Source organism: Nocardia sp. NPDC004068, from assembly GCF_042874315.1.
Lineage (GTDB): Bacteria > Actinomycetota > Actinomycetes > Mycobacteriales > Mycobacteriaceae > Nocardia.
Genome location: NZ_JBIAMW010000012.1, coordinates 29,149 through 45,940 on the forward strand (window position 1 = coordinate 29,149; position 16,792 = coordinate 45,940).

Below are 16,792 nucleotides of genomic sequence, written 5' to 3' on the forward strand. Positions count from 1 at the left end.
TGTTTAGAATGTAATCACTGTATAGATCAGGAGTTCCCCCGGTGTCAACCCCGTACGCTCTGCACATGCCGTCGACGAAGGATCGCTATCACCACGGCGCGCTGCGCGAGGAGTTGCTGCGCGTCGCGCTGCGGCTCATCGAGACCGAGGGGCTGGCGGCGGTGAGCCTGCGCCGGGTGGCGCGCGAGGCCGGGGTCAGTCCGGGCGCGCCGTATCACCATTTCGCCGATCGGTCCGCGCTGCTGGCCGCGTTGTCCGGTCAGGGGTTCGAGGTGCTGGGCGCTCGCCTCGCCGCGGCCCGCGCCGAGGCCGCGACGCCCCTCGCCCGCCTGACCGCGATGGCCGACGCCTACATCCGTTTCGCCTGGGACCAGCCCGCGCACTTCCGGCTCATGTTCCGCCCCGAACTGTCTCAGCCCGACAAGCATCCCGACGCCCAGCAGGCCGCTGACGCGGCCTACGACATCCTGTCCGACACCATCGCGGAGCTCGTCGCCTCTCGTGCCCTGCCCGCCGCACAGGCCGACACCCTGGCCGTCGCCTTCTGGAGCCTCGCCCACGGCGTCGCCTCCCTCGCCCTGGACGGCCAATTGACCAAGCGCGCAACGCAACTCGGGACCGACGCGCAGACCCTCGCCGATCGGATCACACATCTGTTCGCGGGGTTGATGGAGTCGTCGGCCGAGACCACCTGAGCGCGTCGCGTCACTACCGCCAGTGCAGATCGCCCAGCGCGGCGGCCTCTCCTCCCCCGTCCGCGAAAATGACCTGCCCCGTGACGAATCGGTTGTCCGGGCTCGCGAGCCAGCAGAGGAGTTCGGCGATCCACTCGGGGCGGCCCGGGAATCCGCCGAAGGGTTGGGGGGCGGCGGCTTCGACGGCCTTGCGGGTGTCGTCGTCGGCGAAGATCCACGCGGCGGCGGGGGTGTCGACGACGCCGGGGGCGACGATATTGAGCGCTATGCCCGCGCCCGCCCAGTCGGGAGTGGGCGCCGCGCGGCGGACCCAGCGGTTGAGGGCGCGTTTGGCGACGCCGTAGCCGCCGGTCGGGCCGCCGCCGGCGGGGTCGGCGGCGAGGAGGTCGACGGCGGTCGGTTCGTCGTCGTCGAGACATGCCTGGATCACCCGGTCGTTGCCGGGGGCCAGCGACGAGGTCGAGGAGACGGCCACCGCCCGGGGCGCGGGGCCACGGGCGAGCAGGGGACGCAGGCCCCGCAGGGTGGCGACCGTGCCGAAGTAATTCGTTTGCAGCGCAGGGGTTCTGCCGCCGCCCGCGATGGCGAGGACGCCATCGATCGGGCCGGTCACTCGATCGATGAGCACCTGCCTGCCCTCGGGCGTGGACAGATCGGCGCGGATATCGGCGTCGTCGAGATCGCACCCGATGACCTGCGCGCCGCGCTCGCGCAGCATGGCGGCCGTGGCGGCGCCGATGCCCGAGGCGGATCCGGTGACGACGTAGCGGCGTCCGGCGTGACTCATCGGACCGTCCCGATCGACTCGGTGATCCGGCTGTGCGCGGTCGGTTCGTCGTGTTCGAGGGTCGCGGTGGCGGTCACGAAGGCCAGGTTGCGGCCGCTGCGACAGAGGACGCCGCGCACGTCCACCCAGCCATCCGCCGGTGCCGCGCGCATCAATCGCGTTGCGATGGAATGGGTTACGGCGTGCTCCGCCCCGAAGGAAAGTTGCGGATTCACCTCGTGGGCGGATCGGACCCGGGTGCGGAACTCGTCGACTGCGCTCACGGACCCCACAGTAATGATCGAGAACGGCGGGCGCGAGATCAGAGCGACGCGGTCAGGGCGCGCAGTTCGGTGACGACATCGTCGCCGGAGGGGGCGTGGCCGGGGTCGACCAGCCATTGCATCATCAGTCCGGTCAGCAGGGCCAGGGGTATCGAGCCGCCGAGTCCGGCGCGGGCCTCGCGCTGGCCGCGGGCGAGGTGTTCGCGGATCTCCGGTGAGCGTTCGGCCTGGACGACGGCCTCGAGTTGGGCGACCCACAGGGCGCGATGCGTGGTGAAGGTGTCGATCAGGGCCTGCCAGCCCCGGGTCGGGTCGTCGGCGAGGCCGCGGTCGGCCAGCTCCTCGCCCAGTTCGTCGACCGCCTCGACGAGGGCCTGGGTGAGCAGCGCGTCGCGCGAACCGAAGTGGTAGCCGATCGCGGCGTGATTGACCCCCGCGGCCGCGGCGATGTCGCGGACCGTGGTGCGCGCCCAGCCGCGTTCGATGAGGCACCGCTTCGCCCCGGCCAGCAGATCTTCCCGATTTCCCATGTCGCGAGCATACCGCAGTCTTAACCAAGCGGTTTATCCGAATGGATTGACCAGATGGATAAGGCTGCGATACGGTTCGGATCATGACGAAGCCGAAGGTTCTGATCTCGGGGGCGAGCGTTGCCGGACCCGCCCTCGCCCACGTTCTGCACCGCGACGGGTACGACGTGACGGTGGTCGAGCGGGCCCCGACGATCCGCGACAGCGGCTACGCGGTGGACTTCCGGGGCGCGGCCTTCGACGTGCTCGCCGAGCTGGGCATCGCGGAGCGAATCCGCGAGGCGGACACCGCGATGCGGGGCACCACGCTGGTGAACGCGGACGGCACCGCGGCCGGGCGACTGCCCGCGGCGGCGTTCGCGGGCGATCTGGAGGTGCCCAAATCCGCGCTCACCCGGATACTGCACGAAATCACCTGTGCCGATGTGCGTTACGTCTTCGGCGACACCATGACCGCGCTGCGCGACCACGGCGACGGGGTGACGGTGGAGTTCGAGCACGGCGGCACCGCGGATTTCGACCTCGTGTTCGGCGCGGACGGCGTGCATTCCACCGTCCGACGGCTGGCGTTCGATCCCCAACCGAACCCGTTGCGGCACTTGGGAATGTCGGGCGCCGGATTCACCACGACCAATCACCTCGGACTCGACCACCAGGGTCTGCTGCGGCCCGGCGACGGTTCGGCGGTGTATCTGTTCAGCGCGGGCGATCCCGGTCGGCTCACGGTGAGCCTGTCCTTCGCCACCGCGTCGCCGGAGCTCGATCGGCGCGACCGCGCGGAGCAGGAACGGGCGGTGCGGGCGGCGTTCGCGGGACAGGGTTGGGAGATTCCCCGGCTGCTGACCGCGATGAGCGAGGCCGACGACTTCTACTTCGCCTCGTCCTGCCAGGTGCGGCTGGATCGCTGGTCCCGGGGGCGGATCGCGCTCGTCGGTGACGCCGGATACTGCGCCGCGCCCACCAGCGGCATGGGCACCAGCCAGGCCCTCGTCGGCGCCTCGACCCTGGCGCGGGCGCTGCGGACGGCGGGCGATCACGAAACGGCCTTCGCCGCATACGAATCGGAGTTGCGGCCCTACGTCGAGGACAACCAGGCCAAGGGTTACGAGGCCGCGGCCATGTTCGGCGGCGCGACCCAGCCGACTCCCTAACGCTGTGCGGCAGTGCGCATTCCGGCCATGGCGGCCGAGCGCGGCGGCGCGATCGGCTCGACACCGGTCAGGTCGAGCAGCACCACGTGATTGCGGTCGGCGAGCGAGCCCATGCTGTAACCGGCTTGCAGGCCGAACATCTGGGTTCGGGTGCGGGCGCTCCAGCGCCGGGCCGCGGCGGCGCGGCTGGTGCGGAAGGTCACCATGTACCCGCCCTCGTACAGGCGGAGCAGGCTGTATCCGGCCGGATACTCCTTGACCGAGGCCACCTCCAGGAACTCCACCGGAATGTCGGTATCGGGCCGGGTGCGTCGATTGCGATGAGTGTGGCCGCTGTGATGCAGGAACACGCCGGGCGTGCGCGCGTAGAGCTTGTGCAGGGTCGCCGCGTCGTGCCGATTCAGCACGAAACCGGGACCGCCGAGATTGGTCAGCCCCGACTGCCGGGTCACCGGGTGATGACCGAAAACCAGTGTGGGACGGTCGGGTTCGTCGCGGAGCACCGCGCGCAACCGCGACATCTGGTCGTCGTCGATGCCGCCGCCCGCGCCCTCGAGATTGGTGGTGTCCAGGCCGACGATCCGCAGCCCGCCCAGCTGATAGGTGGACAGCCGCTGGCGCGGCAGGAACCGCTGCCCCCAGCAGTCGTGATAGGCGGTGCCGGGCAGCCGCGGACCCGCCTGCCATTCCGGGCCGATCCGGGGGCGGTCGTGATTCCCCCTGCACACCAGCACATCTCGCCCGAGTGTCCCCCAAGCGTCGAGGCGCGCGCGGATCGCCCGGCACTCGCGCGGGGTGCCCGCGCTGGTGAGGTCGCCCGCGAGCACGAGGTGGTCGACGGCGCGATCCGGTTCGCGCACATCGGTGAGCAGGGCGTCGAGCATCGCCGCCGGATAGGCGGGCTGTCCGCGTTCCTGCCGCACCCCGGTCGGCAGCACCGGCAGGATCTCGCCGCTGACCTCCTCGCCGTAGTGCACGTCGTTGGCGAGGGCGAGGGTGCGCAGCAACCGGCCGGGCGGCGGGGTGAGCGTGGTGAACTCGTGGCGTTGATCGCTGTTCCAGAAGCGCGGCGTCAGGCCCGCGGTGGCCCGCTCGCCGCAGGAGCGCGCCTCGATCCGGTAGCGCCTGCCGGGCTCGAGACCGGTCACCTCCACGTAGTGGAAGGCGGTCGGGGTGGCGTCGGCGTGCACGACGGGCAGCGGGCGCGCCGAATCCGACGGTCCCAAAGCGAGTTCGGTGTCCGCCGCGACCGGACGCCACAGCCCGAACGGATCGGCCGCGAGAGTGGACCAGGCCACCGCCACCGAGGTGTCGGTGACCGAGATCAGCTCCAGATCGCGGGCGGTCAGCGAAAGCGATTGGGAGGCAACGGTGGCGATGCCGTCGGCGGGGAAGACGGCGGCCGCGGCGAGCGCGGTGAGCATGGTCCGACGGGAGAACTCCTGGTGTCCCACCACCGAAACGCTATTGGCACAAGCGTGCCGATCAGTGAACTGCGCTCGAGCTGGACCGGTCGGTTGGCCGCCGGTTCGCCGAATTCGCCCGCCTGCCGGTCAACCGCGGTTCACGGAGCATTCGCACTCCTCGGCCACCGACCGCGCCCCCGGTGGTCGCCCCCGGTGGTGGCCCCCAGGGTGGCCCCCGGTGGTCGCCCTGGGCCGGGCGGTCCACGGGTGTCGGCTGACCCGCGGGTCCCTGGTGTTCGCCCAGGACGCCCGCGGTTGCGACGACGTCGTTTGCTGGCTGCGCGCCTCGGTCGACGGTGCGCCTGCCTTTCGGTAGCGGAATCAGTTGTCCCGCAACCGCTTTGCGACCTCGTCGAAGGCCGACAGCACCGGGGCGCACTCCGCCAATGACGGCACGGCGGCGTCGAAACCGTGCTCCCCCTCGGGCACATCGATCACCGTCACGTCGGCGCCGACCTCTTCGGCGCGCACGAGCAGGCGATCGACGGTCGCCTGGTACTCGGGGCGTTCGCGGCCGACGCGGGTCAGGACGATCGGGCGGCCCGGACGCAGTCGATCACAGGGCGCGGGCGTGCTCGACCCGGGAGTCTGATCGGCCAGCACCGGATAGGTCAGGGCGAGACAGCGCAACCAGGCGGGCGAGTCGGCCAGCCACCCACCGGTGAGCATGCCCGCGCCCGAAAAGGCCCACACCGCAATGCGATTCGAGTCGATGCCGTCCTCGGCCCGAATCCGATCCACGACCTCGGCCACCCACTCGGCGGTGCCCAGCCAGTCGGCGTGCGGCGGCCAGATCGTGCCCGGCGGCCAATTTTCCACCCCCCGATAGCGGAGGTCGACGACCACACCGGCGCAGCCGCGCGCACCGGCCAGGCGCGCGTAGGCGGCCAGCAGCGGGGAGTCGCGCAGCGGAATCGGCGCGGGGCCGTGCAGGAAGACCACCCCCGGCAGCTCGCCGGTCGCGTCGTCTGGTCGGTGGATGTCGTATTCGTCCCGTCGCAGCACCCCCACAGTCTGCCGCGGGAACGGGGTCCGAGACGAGTTCACCGGGCGGCGGCGGTCCCGGGATGCGTGACCGGTGCTCGTGGAGTCGCTAGGGTCGGACGGGTGGCCAGCAAGAACGCGGCGCCGGCCGTCGAGTTGAGCGTCGGCGAGCGCACGGTGCGGGTGTCGAATCCCGATCGGGTGTACTTTCCCGAGATCGGGGCGACCAAGCTCGACCTGGTGCGGTACTACCTGAGCGTGGGCGACGGGATCGTGAACGCGCTGCGGGATCGGCCGTGCATGTTGCATCGGTTCCCGAAGGGGTTGCCGGGCGGGAAGGTGCATCAGAAGCGGCTGCCCGCGGGCGCGCCGGACTGGATTCCGACGGTGCGGGTGTACTTCCCGCGGTACGGCCGCCACGCCGACGAGCTGTGCGTGCGGGAGCTGGCCGATGTGATCTGGGCGGTGCAGATGTCGACGGTGGAGTTCCATCCGTGGAACTCGCGGCGGTTCGACACCGAGCGGCCCGACGAGTGGCGCATCGATCTCGATCCGATGCCCGACTGCCCGTGGTCGCGGGTGCGCCGGGTCGCCGGTGTCGCGCGGGAGGTGCTCGCCGAACTCGGGGCGGTCGGATTCCCGAAGACGTCCGGCGGCAAGGGTTTACACGTCTACGTGCGGATCGCGCCGGAGTACGGGTTCCAGGACGTGCGCCGCGCGGCGCTGGCCTTCGCCCGCGAGGTGGAACGCCGCGCGCCCGACGACGTGACGACCACCTGGTGGCGGCGCGACCGCGATCCGCACCTGCTGTTCGTCGACTACAACCAGAACGCCCGCGACCACACCATCGCCGCCGCGTACTCGGTGCGCGGCAATCCGACCGCGACCGTGTCCACCCCGGTCGGCTGGGACGAGATCCCCGAGATCGACCCGCGCGACTTCACCATCGCCACGGTGCCCGCCCGCTACGCCGAACTCGGCGACCTGCACGCGGGCATCGACGACGCCGTGTTCGACATCGCGCCGCTGCTGGAATGGGCCGACCGGGACAATGTCGAGGTGGATCTGGACGAGGAACAGGGAGATCGGGAATGACGGTGGAGCCGGTCCGCATCGCGCTGGGCCCCGAACCCTCCGAACTCCTCGCGCGGGCGATCACCGACGGCGGCGCGACGGTGTCGGAGCTGGGGCAGGCCCGCGCGCTGATCTGGGACGGCGGCCCGGCGGGCTTTCCCGAGCGGCTGCCCGAGGGCGTGGCCTGGGTGCAGTTGTTCTCCGCGGGGGTGGAGGACTGGTTCGACAGCGGCGTCTTCGACCGGCATCCCGGCGTCGTGTTCACCTCGGCGGCAGGGGCTTTCGCGCGCAGCGTCGCCGAGCACGCGCTGGCGTTGCTGCTGGCCGGGGTGCGGTACCTGCCCGAACATCTGCGGGCGCGGAGCTGGCGGCAGCGCGAGTTCTTCCCGCATGTCGGCACGCTGCGCGGGGCGACCGTCGCCGTCGTCGGGGCGGGCGGCATCGGACGGGAGCTGATCGAGTTGCTCGCGCCGCTGGGCGCGCGGGTGCTCGCGGTGAACCGGTCGGGCCGCGCGATATCCCATCCCGCCGTCGTGGAAACCGTTCCGGCGCATCGGCTTTCGGAGGTCTGGTCACGCACCGATCACGTCGTGGTGGCCGCGCCCGCGACACCCGCCACGCGGCATCTGGTCGGCGCGCGCGAACTCGCCCAACTGAAACCGACGTCCTGGGTGATCAATATCGCGCGCGGCGGCCTGATCGACACCGACGCGCTCGTCGCCGCGCTGCGGGCGGGCGTCATCGGCGGAGCCGGGCTCGACGTGACCGAACCGGAGCCGTTGCCCGACGGGCACCCGCTGTGGGAGCTGCCGAATGCCATTGTGACGCCCCATGATTCGAATCCGCCACGGTTGCGCACGGTCGCGTTCGCCGAGCACGTCGCCGACAATGTCGCGCGGTTCGTGGCGGGACGGGAGCTGAACGCCCGCATCGATGTGGCGGCCGGGTACTGAGCACCCCGGCTACGACGGTTCGGGGTCGACGTATTCGACGCCGGTGATGATGTCGGGCTCGATGCGCACCATCTGATCGCGCGGACCGGGCAGCCACGCGCCCAACAGGGTTCGGTACCGATCGATCTCCGCGGGATCGGTGAGGGGTTCGGCGGTGCCGGTCACGATCACGCACCAGCCGCGCCGGGTCCGCTCATCGATGGCGTCGGCCTCGTAGGCCACGACCTGACGGTCGACGGCGAGGGTGGCGCCGCGCGGCACGTGGACGATGAGGCTCTCCCCGTCGACCATGTGGTTCACCGGGCGGATCGTCGGCAGGGCATACCGCGAGTAGACGATGCGGCCCACCCGAACCTGACCGAGCAGGCGCATCGCCTCGGCCGTCGACAGATCCCGCGGGACCTGCTGGGTTGAGCTCGGCGGACGGATACATCGTGGGTGATCGTCTGCTCGGCTGGTCATTACCCTGTCTGCCCCGATCGTCGCGCCCCGGAGGGCATCCGGTCATATCCACGTTCCCCGAATCGCCGCTGACCAAACAAAACGATGCTAGAAAGGTTCGCATACCCCAAGAACCCTTTCCACTCGACGAATTCGCGGTCGGGCTGTCGGAGCTCACCGCGGTCGTCCTGGCGACCCGGGACGTGGAAGGTTCGCTGCGCGAGATCGCGGACATCACCGCCGGAATGCTGCCCGGCCATCCGATGGTCGCGATCACGCTGCGGCGCAACGGGGATGCCCTCACCGTCGCGTCCACCGGCCCGCACGCGACGCTCATCGACGAGCTGCAACGCGAGCAGGGGCTCGGGCCGTGTCTCGAGGCGCTGAACACCGGGACGGCCGTGACGATCACCGATCTGGCGACCGAGACGCGGTGGGGGACGTATCCGGCGCGGATGCTGGCGCAGGGCATCCGCTCGGTGCACTCGCAGCCGCTGCTCGTGGACGCGGTGGCCGTCGGGACGCTCAATCTCTACTCCCCCGAACCGGATAACTTCGGCGCGGCGGCCATGCAGGCCATTCTGCTCACCGCCGCGCACACCGCGGTGCTGCTCACCGCGGCGATCGACAGCGCGCGACAGGCGGAGCTGACCACCCAGTTGCGGGCGGCGCTGGCGTCGCGATCGATCATCGATCAGGCGCTGGGAATCGTTATGGCGCAACGGCGTTGCGATCGGGACGCGGCGTTCGAGGTGCTGCGGATCGCCTCGCAGCGCGACAACGTCAAACTCGTGACGGTGGCGGCGGGGATCATCCGCGGGCTCACCGGGGCCGACCCGACCCCACCGCATTTCAACCTGCCGACGCGCCCGAGAAGGATGAGGCGTAATTCCTGACCAGGTGGGTATCCCATTCGGTCACCTCCGGGGTTTACACTTCCACTCGTCACTCCCCGAGTCCTGTAGCGCGGCTGGGGACCTGCCCTCGACGTAGGAAGGTCACCATGTCCGCCGACCCCGCGTCCGCCGCCGAGCCCGTCGCTCCCGCGTTCGGGGACGACATCGTGCCGGTCGGGGTGCCGTCGACCATTCCCGAGGCGCACGACCGGCTCGTGCGCCACCTGTTCGACATCGGACTGCAATTGCATTCGGTGCGAGCCGTTTTCGAGGGCGACGTCACCACCCCCGAGCAGATACGCGTCGCCAGCGACCGGGTCGTCGGGGTGCTCGACGATCTGGACGCGCTGATCCGCGAGGCGGGGCTGGTCATGCTCGACCTCGCGGTCTCGCGAGATCCGGCCCCCCGCGCGGCGATTCGGCCGGTGCCGAGCGGACGCGGTCCGCGCCGCCGTCGCCGCGGCTGATCGCTGCCGCGCGCTCAGGCCCAGCGGGCCGTGCGGGAGACCGGGGGGCGGATGTTGAAGATCAGCTCCACCTGATCGGTCCAGGCGTCGGCGAGCGAGGCCAGGAGATACCAGGCGGCGTGTACGCGCGCGTCGGTGACGGAGTCGGTGTGGCGGAGGAGGTGGATGGCGCGGACTTGGGCGGCGGCCATGGCGTCGATCATCGCGCCGAGGGACTGGGCGCGGGGGCGGCGGGTGGTGTTCGCGCCGACCCAGTCGTCGATGAGGGCGACCAGTTCGTTTCTGCGGCAATCGATTTCGGCCGCGTGCAGGGGCTGGTCGCGCCGCGCCAGATGGAGTTCGGCCAGGGACCGGGCCCACCGGGTGACCGGGTGGTCCTCGGGCCGGTCGCCGATGTGCCCGCAGAACGCCGCCAGCAACTCGTGCCAATCGGGTGGGGTGGACATTTCGGGTACCTCCAAGGCGGTGGGGCGCACCCGGTACCGCACACGGGCGCCGGACCGCGAGCCCGGTGCGGCAAGGGCGGACCGCACCGGATCCGGCGCACCGCAATCTGCGAAGGGGACATCTTCTGCGGCACCGGGTGCAATTCAAGGATGCGCGCTTCGCCCGGCCCTGCCACTGCCCTTTCTCTGGCCTTCCGATGACTCAGCGGCCGGGTTGTTCCGTCGTCTGGCCGACCGCTCGGTACCCCGCTACGCTACGTTCAGGTTCGGGACGGTCGCGTGAAGGGTGTTTGTCGGCGTGAGTTGGTCTTTCACACCGGACGAGTTCGCGCACATCTGGCGCGAGACCGATCTCGATCGGCACCCGTTCCCGATTCGCGTGCTGGAGTCGCCGCGCACCGAGGACGAGGCGGCCACGCTGCGCCGGGATCTCCAGGCGCGCATACCGTTGCGGTCGGATCCGGATCTGTCCGCGTGTCTGCGGATCCTCGCCGAACCGCACACCAGGGTCGTCGCCATCGGCGGCGGGCACAGCCCCGGCACCGAGATCCGGGTGCTCGGCGCGGCCGTGTACGACCACGCGGTGCTCGCGGTGCAGGAGCCGGGACGTTCGCCCGATTTCGGTGGGCAGGTGCACATTTCGATCGGGCACAGCACCAAGTTGGGGGCGCGCATCGCCGCCCTGCTGCCCGACACCCCGCCCGGCCGCGAACCCGCGCGCACGGCCCCCGCGGAGGCGGTGCGCGACGAGGAGACCGTGGTCGCCACCGGACCGCTGGCGCCGCGGATCCGGCGGCTGCTGGTGCGGCCGCACACCGCGGAGGGACACATCCGCATCGAACCGCGGCTCGATCGCGACGATCCGCCCCCTGCGGTCTACTACACCTGGATCGATGTCGCGGGCGACGGCCGCTACCTCATTCGGGCGGGGGACAACGTGCATGTCGTCCCGGCCTCGCCGCAGCAGATCGCGTCGCATTTGCAGAAGCGCATCCCGCACTGAGGTATTTCACCCCCTGGATACCGGCAAGACGTACTGACCGGGCATGGTCGACCGATTAGGCTGAGTCACTACCGACCGCGGATCTCAGGGGTAGGCATGACGATCGAGACGAGCCAGGCCGACATCGCTCGGTTCCTGCAGGCCGCTCAGAGCGGTACCGTGCGGTTCGATCCGGCCGCGGCGCGCCGCTGCGCCGAACTCTACGACCAGCAGGCCGAGGGGTTTCGGTATCTACAACAGCGGCTGGAGTCGGTGGCGGAGCCGCACGGGTTCGGGGGTTTCTTCTCGGCGCGGCAGTTGCAGGCCGGGTTCGGGCGCAAGGCGCGCGACGCCGCGGCGTTGCTGGACCAGTACATCGCGGCCGCGTACCGGATGAAGGAGGCGTTCCTGCTCAGCGCCGGACTGTACGAGGAGGCCGACGCCGCGCACGCCGCCGCGCTGCGGGCGGTCGAGCCGAGGGTGCCGCGATGACCGCGGAGTTCCGGTACGGTCCCGCCCCGCGACCGACGGATCCCGAATACATCAGCGCCATGGAGCATTTCGAGTCCCTGACGCACGAGCAGATCTACGCCGGCACCCAGCAGATCGACGCGGCCGCGATCACGCAGACCGCGGCGGTGTGGGCGGAGGGGGCGACGCGGCTGGCGGCCTCGATCCACCTGGCGCGGGGCAACGCGGATCGGATCGCGGATTCGGCGGGCTGGCAGGGGGCGGCCGCCGACGCTGCCGCCGCCAGCACGCGCAGCCTCGCCGAATCGGTCGACGAACTGGCCGCCGTCCTGGGCGAGGTGGGGGCGCGGCTCGGGGCCGTGGCCGCCGCGGCGGAGGCCGTCAAGCTGGCCGTGGTGCCGCCGGGTGACGCGGGTCCGGTCGGGGCGATCGCGCGGGCGCTGGAGGCGGCCCACGTCATCGATGCGCGGATCGCCGAGGAGGCGGTCCGGCAAGAGGCGCTGATGGCGATGAACATGATCTACAAGCCGTCCTATTCGGCCGCGGGAAGCGGGATTCCGGCCCTGCCCGTCCCGCCCGCGCTGCCCGACCCCACCGCGCCGCACCCGTCCGCGCCCGGACCGCAGACCCCGCGGAAGACGCCGCTGCCGCCGCAGGATCAGTCGCCCAACGGGTCCACACCACGGCCGTCGGTCCCCGATACGCCGGAGCAGGCGCCGAATTCGCCCGCGCCGCACCCGTCCACGCCCCAGAGCCCGGCTCCGCAGTCGAGTACGCCGCAGACGCCCACACCGCAACCGACTCCGGAAACCCCTGCGCCACAACCAAGCTCGCCGGGACCGCAACCGACTCCGGATACGCCCGCGCCGCAATCGAGTACGCCGAGCACTCCCGCACCGCAGCCGACCACACCGGATACGCCTGCACCGCAACCCACTACACCGGACACACCCGCACCGCAACCGACCACACCGGATACGCCTGCGCCGCAACCGACCACACCCGATACACCCGCACCCCAACCATCCACACCGGATACACCTACGCCACAACCCAGTACACCGGACACACCCGCACCGCAGCCGACCACACCGGATACGCCCGCGCCGCAACCCAGTACGCCGGATACACCCGCGCCACAGCCGACCACGCCCGATACGCCGCAGCCGACCACGCCGGAAGCGCCTGCGCCGCAATCGACTACGCCGGATACTCCGCCGCCACCCGCGCCGCAGTCCCCGGCTCCTCAGCCGAGCGCTCCCCCACCGGCTCCGGAAACGCCTGCGCCACAGCCGAGTACGCCGCCGCCCGCCACCTCGGAGGCGCCCCCGCCGCCACCGACGACCGTCCCGGTGCCGCCGCCCCCGCCGCCGCAGACCCACACCCCGGCGCCGCCGCCTCCGCCCCCTCCGGCTCCGCCGCCGCCCGAGGGGCCGCCGCTGTCGGATCAGGGTGGGCAGCCGGGTGTCACCGGGCCGATTCCGGATCAGTCGACCACGCCGTCGGCGCCCGATCAGCCCGGGGTGATTCCGCCCGGGCGATGAGCCAGGGTATATGCCTTCACACGTATATACCTCTCGAGGTATATTAACGGGGTGGCAGCCGATGTGTTCACCGTGGTGGCCGAACCGCAGCGCAGGCGGATCCTGGAGCGTCTGCGGGTGGGAGCGGCGACGGTGGGCGAGCTCGTCGACGGATTGGAGCTGCCGCAGCCGACCGTATCGAAGCATCTGAAGGTGTTGCGCGACGCGGGGTTCGTCACCGTGGAGGTGGCGGCCCAGCGCCGGGTGTATCGGCTCGCGCCCGGACCCTTCGAGGAACTGGACGGATGGCTGTCGCCCTACCTGCGGTTGTGGCGACACCACCTCGACGCCCTCGGGCGACACCTGGACAGAAAGGAACCCCCCGCATGAGCACCCGCCCCTACCGCCCCACTCCCCTGCATCCGGTCGAACTCGTCGACGACGACGGACATTGGTCGCTGATCTTCACCCGCGACTTCGCGCACCGACCGGAGACGGTCTGGTCGGCGCTCACCGAACCGGACGAACTGCGCGAGTGGGCCCCCTACACCGCCGACCGGCCACTCACCTCGACCGGACCGGTCACCCTGATCATGATCGACGGCGACACGAAAACCGAACTGCCGGGCGAGATCTCGCGCGTCGAACCGCCACATCTGCTCGAATACACCTGGGGCGGTGACGCATTGACGTGGGAACTCACCGCGACCCCGGACGGCACCCGCCTGCGCCTCACCCACCACCTGCCCGAACGCGATCGGGCCGCCATGCTGGCCGCGGGCTGGCATCTGTGCCTCGACGTCGCCGCGCTGTTGCTCGCGGGCACGCCGATCGGTCCGATCGTCGGGGCGGACGCCATGAATCACGGCTGGCCGGACCTCAACCGCGCGTACTCCGACGAACTCGGTCTCGAGCCGATCCAGCCGCCGCTGGGCGACTGATCACACCTTGACCAGATCGTCCGCGTGAATCACCGCGCGGCGCATACCTTCCGGAAGTTCGGTGGTGGAGCGGCCCATCATCGTCTCGAGTTCGCCGCTGTCGTACTCGACGACCCCGCGCGCGACCGTCCGACCATCGGGTGCGACCAGATCCACCACGTCGCCGCCGTGGAAACGTCCACGCACAGCGGTGATTCCGGCCGCGAGCAGCGAGCGACGGCACTGCGCCACCGCCCGCACCGCGCCCTCGTCCAGATGGATCGCGCCGCGGCTGTCGGCGGCATGCCGCACCCAGAACTTGCGGGCGGACAGGCGAACCGGCCGCGCGGCGAAGGCGGTGCCGACGGTCGCACCGGACAGGGCGGCCGCGGCGTCGGACGCGGCGGCCAGCAGCACCGGCACGCCCGCGTCCGCGGCCAGCCGCGCGGCCGACAGTTTGGAGGCCATGCCGCCGGTGCCGAGCGCGCCGCCGCTGCCCGCGATGACACCGTCGAGATCGGCGCTGCCGCGGACCTCGGGAATGAAGTTCGCCGACCCCTTGCGCGGATCGCCGTCGTAGAGGCCGTCCACATCCGACAGCAATACCAGCGCATCCGCTCCGACCAGATGCGCGACCAGGGCCGCGAGCCGGTCGTTGTCGCCGAAGCGGATCTCCTCGGTGGCGATGGTGTCGTTCTCGTTGACCACGGCCACCGCGTGCAGGGCGCGCAGCCGGTCCAGGGTGCGCTGGGCGTTGCGGTGGTGTTCGCGGCGGGAGAAGTCGTCGGCGCTCAGCAGCACCTGGCCGACCACGCGGTCGTAGCGGGCGAACGAGGTTCCCCACGCGTGCGCCAGGGCGAGCTGACCGACGCTGGCGGCGGCCTGCTTGGTCGCCAGATCCTTTGGGCGCGAGGACAATTTGAGCGGCGCGATACCCGCGGCGATGGCGCCCGAGGACACCACGACCACATCCGAACCCGCCCGCATGCGCGCCTCGACCGCGTCGGCGAGCCGATCCAGACGCGAGGTGTCCAGTCCCCCTTGCAGACTCGTCAGCGCCGACGATCCGATCTTGACCACCACGCTGCGCGCCGACGCCACGGCCTGCCGCGCCGCGCTCAGCTCGCGTCCCGAATCAACCTGCGTCATACCGGAATTCACTCATCCTGTTCCTCATCGGAGAGCAGGCCGCGGCGCACCCGCGAGGCGTGCTTGCGTTCGGCGGCGGAGATGCGGCCGGTCTGATCCAGCCGGGGATCGGTGCCGCGCCCGGTCATGACCATGTCCACGCCCGCCGAGATCTGCGGCTCCCACTCGAAGCTCACATCGCCGATGGTGACCGACGCGCCGGGTTCCGCGCCCTGGCGCACCAGCTCGTCCTCGACGCCGAGGCGGGCCAGGCGATCGGCCAGATATCCCACGGCCTCGTCGTTGTCGAACTGGGTCTGCCGCACCCAGCGCTCGGGGCGGGTGCCGTGCACGATGAAACCGCCCTCGACCTCCGGATCGGGGACGACGGTGAAACCGCTCTCGCCCGCGGCGATGGGCCGGATGACCGGTCGGCGCGGGGCGGCCTTCGGATGCGCCTCGCGGTACTCGCGCACCAGGTCGGCGAGCGCGAAGGTCAACGGGCGCAAGCCTTCCCGCGACACCGCCGAGATCTTGAAGACCGGCCAGCCACGCGCGGTGAACTCGGGGGTCACCATATCGGCGAGTTCGTCGGCGTCGGGGATGTCGACCTTGTTGAGGATGACCACACGCGGACGCTCGGCCAGATCGCCGAGGCTCGCGTCCGCGGCCAGCGCGGGCCGATAGGCGGCGAGTTCCGCCTCGAGGGCGTCCACGTCGGAGACCGGATCGCGGCCGGGTTCCAGTGTGGCGCAATCGATCACGTGCGCGAGGACCGCGCACCGCTCGAGGTGCCGCAGGAAGTCCAGTCCGAGGCCGCGGCCCTCGCTCGCGCCCGGAATCAGGCCGGGCACGTCGGCGACGGTGAAGGTGGTGTCACCGCTGGAGACCACGCCGAGATTGGGCACGAGCGTGGTGAACGGGTAGTCGGCGATCTTGGGTTTGGCGGCCGAGAGCACCGACACCAGCGACGACTTCCCGGCCGAGGGGAACCCGACCAGGCCGACGTCGGCGACGGATTTGAGCTCGAGCACGAGGTCGCGTTCCTCGCCCTCCTCGCCGAGCAGCGCGAAGCCGGGGGCCTTGCGGGCGCGCGAGACCAGCGCCGCGTTGCCCAGGCCGCCGCGTCCGCCACGCGCGGCCACGAAACGTGTTCCGGCGCCTACGAGATCGGCGAGCATCTCGCCCTCGGGGCTCATGACCACGGTCCCGTCGGGCACCTTCAGCAGCAGTTCGCCGCCGTTCTTCCCCTCGCGGTTGCCGCCCTCACCGGGTTTGCCGTTGCCCGCGCGGGCGTGCGGGTGGAAGTGGAAGTCCAGCAGGGTGTGCACATTGGGGTCGACCTCGAGGATCACGTCCCCGCCGTTGCCCCCATTGCCCCCGTCGGGGCCGCCGAGCGGCTTGTACTTCTCCCGATGCACCGAAGCACATCCGTGACCGCCCTTGCCCGCCCGGACGTGCAGCACGACGCGATCGATGAATTTGGACATGTCTTTGATCATCCTCCTTCTCGAAAGGTCGGCCTGGGAACAGGCGTGGAACAGGGCAGCGGGCCAGGTCGGCTGGAGCCCGCGTGTGGAACAGGGCAGCGGGCCAGGTCGGCTGGAATCCGCGG

General features: G+C 71.0%; 20 protein-coding genes. 11 read left to right on the plus strand and 9 right to left on the minus strand.

Annotated features, from left to right (window positions below):
* The first annotated feature begins 65 nt into the window (after nucleotides 1–65).
* Complete coding sequence (locus tag ACFYTQ_RS27435) at nucleotides 66–695, plus strand: TetR/AcrR family transcriptional regulator (RefSeq protein WP_387367001.1); 630 nt, start codon at nucleotides 66–68, stop codon at nucleotides 693–695.
* A 13-nt stretch (nucleotides 696–708) separates the two neighbouring features.
* Here the strand turns inward: ACFYTQ_RS27435 and ACFYTQ_RS27440 are convergent, their stop codons facing one another.
* From ACFYTQ_RS27440 to ACFYTQ_RS27450, 3 genes are read right to left on the minus strand one after another with little or no spacing between them, the layout of a single operon-like run.
* Nucleotides 709–1,482 carry an SDR family oxidoreductase gene (locus ACFYTQ_RS27440; RefSeq protein ID WP_387367004.1) on the minus strand — a complete coding sequence of 258 codons (774 nt, stop codon included), beginning with the start codon at nucleotides 1,480–1,482 and terminating at the stop codon, nucleotides 709–711.
* A complete protein-coding gene (locus ACFYTQ_RS27445; RefSeq protein ID WP_387367007.1) occupies nucleotides 1,479–1,745 on the minus strand; it encodes a hypothetical protein in 267 nt (88 codons plus the stop codon). Before ACFYTQ_RS27445 ends, ACFYTQ_RS27440 begins: the two co-directional genes overlap by 4 nt.
* Nucleotides 1,746–1,783: 38 nt before the next feature.
* On the minus strand, nucleotides 1,784–2,275 hold the full coding sequence (locus tag ACFYTQ_RS27450; protein WP_387367010.1) for a TetR/AcrR family transcriptional regulator: 492 nt from the start codon (nucleotides 2,273–2,275) through the stop codon (nucleotides 1,784–1,786).
* 83 nt (nucleotides 2,276–2,358) lie between these two features.
* On the opposite strand from ACFYTQ_RS27450, the gene ACFYTQ_RS27455 reads away from it, so the two are divergent.
* Nucleotides 2,359–3,426 carry an FAD-dependent monooxygenase gene (locus ACFYTQ_RS27455; protein WP_387367013.1) on the plus strand — a complete coding sequence of 356 codons (1,068 nt, stop codon included), beginning with the start codon at nucleotides 2,359–2,361 and terminating at the stop codon, nucleotides 3,424–3,426.
* Here the strand turns inward: ACFYTQ_RS27455 and ACFYTQ_RS27460 are convergent.
* Both ACFYTQ_RS27460 and ACFYTQ_RS27465 read right to left on the minus strand, forming a co-directional pair.
* Complete coding sequence (locus tag ACFYTQ_RS27460) at nucleotides 3,423–4,880, minus strand: metallophosphoesterase (protein ID WP_387367016.1); 1,458 nt, start codon at nucleotides 4,878–4,880, stop codon at nucleotides 3,423–3,425. The genes ACFYTQ_RS27455 and ACFYTQ_RS27460 overlap by 4 nt on opposite strands.
* A gap of 333 nt (nucleotides 4,881–5,213) precedes the next feature.
* Nucleotides 5,214–5,897: an alpha/beta hydrolase gene (locus tag ACFYTQ_RS27465; RefSeq protein ID WP_387367019.1), complete on the minus strand. Its 684-nt coding sequence runs from the start codon at nucleotides 5,895–5,897 to the stop codon at nucleotides 5,214–5,216.
* A gap of 102 nt (nucleotides 5,898–5,999) precedes the next feature.
* Here ACFYTQ_RS27465 and ligD point away from each other — a divergent pair, with 102 nt between their 5' ends.
* Nucleotides 6,000–6,971, plus strand: a complete 972-nt coding sequence (ligD, locus tag ACFYTQ_RS27470; protein ID WP_387367022.1) for a non-homologous end-joining DNA ligase — start codon at nucleotides 6,000–6,002, stop codon at nucleotides 6,969–6,971.
* Nucleotides 6,968–7,903 (plus strand): D-isomer specific 2-hydroxyacid dehydrogenase family protein, encoded by a 936-nt coding sequence (locus tag ACFYTQ_RS27475; protein WP_387367025.1) that lies wholly within the window; start codon nucleotides 6,968–6,970, stop codon nucleotides 7,901–7,903. The genes ligD and ACFYTQ_RS27475 overlap by 4 nt, the downstream gene beginning before the upstream one ends.
* Before the next feature lie 9 nt (nucleotides 7,904–7,912).
* Here the strand turns inward: ACFYTQ_RS27475 and ACFYTQ_RS27480 are convergent, their stop codons facing one another.
* Nucleotides 7,913–8,275, minus strand: a complete 363-nt coding sequence (locus ACFYTQ_RS27480) for a pyridoxamine 5'-phosphate oxidase family protein (RefSeq protein WP_387367028.1) — start codon at nucleotides 8,273–8,275, stop codon at nucleotides 7,913–7,915.
* A gap of 272 nt (nucleotides 8,276–8,547) precedes the next feature.
* Between ACFYTQ_RS27480 and ACFYTQ_RS27485 the strand changes: the two genes are divergently transcribed.
* The gene (locus ACFYTQ_RS27485) at nucleotides 8,548–9,240 is read left to right on the plus strand and encodes a GAF and ANTAR domain-containing protein (protein WP_387367031.1); all 693 of its coding nucleotides are present in this window, start codon (nucleotides 8,548–8,550) and stop codon (nucleotides 9,238–9,240) included.
* A 107-nt stretch (nucleotides 9,241–9,347) separates the two neighbouring features.
* Nucleotides 9,348–9,707, plus strand: a complete 360-nt coding sequence (locus tag ACFYTQ_RS27490) for a hypothetical protein (protein ID WP_387367034.1) — start codon at nucleotides 9,348–9,350, stop codon at nucleotides 9,705–9,707.
* Nucleotides 9,708–9,721: 14 nt separating this feature from the next.
* Here the strand turns inward: ACFYTQ_RS27490 and ACFYTQ_RS27495 are convergent, their stop codons facing one another.
* Nucleotides 9,722–10,153 (minus strand): DUF4254 domain-containing protein, encoded by a 432-nt coding sequence (locus ACFYTQ_RS27495; protein WP_387367037.1) that lies wholly within the window; start codon nucleotides 10,151–10,153, stop codon nucleotides 9,722–9,724.
* 298 nt (nucleotides 10,154–10,451) lie between these two features.
* On the opposite strand from ACFYTQ_RS27495, the gene ACFYTQ_RS27500 reads away from it, so the two are divergent.
* The 5 genes from ACFYTQ_RS27500 to ACFYTQ_RS27520 all read left to right on the plus strand — a co-directional run bounded on the left by ACFYTQ_RS27500 (nucleotide 10,452) and on the right by ACFYTQ_RS27520 (nucleotide 14,070).
* Nucleotides 10,452–11,156 (plus strand): ESX secretion-associated protein EspG, encoded by a 705-nt coding sequence (locus tag ACFYTQ_RS27500; protein ID WP_387367040.1) that lies wholly within the window; start codon nucleotides 10,452–10,454, stop codon nucleotides 11,154–11,156.
* A gap of 96 nt (nucleotides 11,157–11,252) precedes the next feature.
* Nucleotides 11,253–11,627 (plus strand): hypothetical protein, encoded by a 375-nt coding sequence (locus ACFYTQ_RS27505; RefSeq protein ID WP_387367043.1) that lies wholly within the window; start codon nucleotides 11,253–11,255, stop codon nucleotides 11,625–11,627.
* Nucleotides 11,624–13,150 (plus strand): hypothetical protein, encoded by a 1,527-nt coding sequence (locus ACFYTQ_RS27510; protein ID WP_387367046.1) that lies wholly within the window; start codon nucleotides 11,624–11,626, stop codon nucleotides 13,148–13,150. The genes ACFYTQ_RS27505 and ACFYTQ_RS27510 overlap by 4 nt, the downstream gene beginning before the upstream one ends.
* Nucleotides 13,151–13,201: 51 nt before the next feature.
* Nucleotides 13,202–13,519 (plus strand): ArsR/SmtB family transcription factor, encoded by a 318-nt coding sequence (locus ACFYTQ_RS27515; RefSeq protein WP_387367049.1) that lies wholly within the window; start codon nucleotides 13,202–13,204, stop codon nucleotides 13,517–13,519.
* Nucleotides 13,516–14,070 (plus strand): SRPBCC family protein, encoded by a 555-nt coding sequence (locus ACFYTQ_RS27520; RefSeq protein ID WP_387367052.1) that lies wholly within the window; start codon nucleotides 13,516–13,518, stop codon nucleotides 14,068–14,070. The genes ACFYTQ_RS27515 and ACFYTQ_RS27520 overlap by 4 nt, the downstream gene beginning before the upstream one ends.
* Here the strand turns inward: ACFYTQ_RS27520 and proB are convergent, their stop codons facing one another.
* Nucleotides 14,071–15,198: a glutamate 5-kinase gene (proB, locus tag ACFYTQ_RS27525; RefSeq protein WP_387367055.1), complete on the minus strand. Its 1,128-nt coding sequence runs from the start codon at nucleotides 15,196–15,198 to the stop codon at nucleotides 14,071–14,073.
* Between the two features lie 8 nt (nucleotides 15,199–15,206).
* Nucleotides 15,207–16,667 carry a GTPase ObgE gene (obgE, locus tag ACFYTQ_RS27530; protein WP_387367058.1) on the minus strand — a complete coding sequence of 487 codons (1,461 nt, stop codon included), beginning with the start codon at nucleotides 16,665–16,667 and terminating at the stop codon, nucleotides 15,207–15,209.
* Between the last annotated feature and the right edge of the window lie 125 nt (nucleotides 16,668–16,792).

Excerpts from the sequence above, each read along its gene's own strand:
- ACFYTQ_RS27435 (WP_387367001.1), top strand. The coding sequence starts at position 66 with ATGCCGTCGACGAAGGATCGCTATCACCACGGCGCGCTGCGCGAGGAG.
- ACFYTQ_RS27440 (WP_387367004.1), bottom strand. The coding sequence starts at position 1,482 with ATGAGTCACGCCGGACGCCGCTACGTCGTCACCGGATCCGCCTCGGGC.
- ACFYTQ_RS27450 (WP_387367010.1), bottom strand. The coding sequence starts at position 2,275 with ATGGGAAATCGGGAAGATCTGCTGGCCGGGGCGAAGCGGTGCCTCATC.
- ACFYTQ_RS27455 (WP_387367013.1), top strand. The coding sequence starts at position 2,359 with ATGACGAAGCCGAAGGTTCTGATCTCGGGGGCGAGCGTTGCCGGACCC.
- ACFYTQ_RS27475 (WP_387367025.1), top strand. The coding sequence starts at position 6,968 with ATGACGGTGGAGCCGGTCCGCATCGCGCTGGGCCCCGAACCCTCCGAA.
- ACFYTQ_RS27480 (WP_387367028.1), bottom strand. The coding sequence starts at position 8,275 with ATGCGCCTGCTCGGTCAGGTTCGGGTGGGCCGCATCGTCTACTCGCGG.
- ACFYTQ_RS27490 (WP_387367034.1), top strand. The coding sequence starts at position 9,348 with ATGTCCGCCGACCCCGCGTCCGCCGCCGAGCCCGTCGCTCCCGCGTTC.
- ACFYTQ_RS27495 (WP_387367037.1), bottom strand. The coding sequence starts at position 10,153 with ATGTCCACCCCACCCGATTGGCACGAGTTGCTGGCGGCGTTCTGCGGG.
- ACFYTQ_RS27505 (WP_387367043.1), top strand. The coding sequence starts at position 11,253 with ATGACGATCGAGACGAGCCAGGCCGACATCGCTCGGTTCCTGCAGGCC.
- ACFYTQ_RS27510 (WP_387367046.1), top strand. The coding sequence starts at position 11,624 with ATGACCGCGGAGTTCCGGTACGGTCCCGCCCCGCGACCGACGGATCCC.
- ACFYTQ_RS27520 (WP_387367052.1), top strand. The coding sequence starts at position 13,516 with ATGAGCACCCGCCCCTACCGCCCCACTCCCCTGCATCCGGTCGAACTC.
- proB (WP_387367055.1), bottom strand. The coding sequence starts at position 15,198 with ATGACGCAGGTTGATTCGGGACGCGAGCTGAGCGCGGCGCGGCAGGCC.
- obgE (WP_387367058.1), bottom strand. The coding sequence starts at position 16,667 with ATGTCCAAATTCATCGATCGCGTCGTGCTGCACGTCCGGGCGGGCAAG.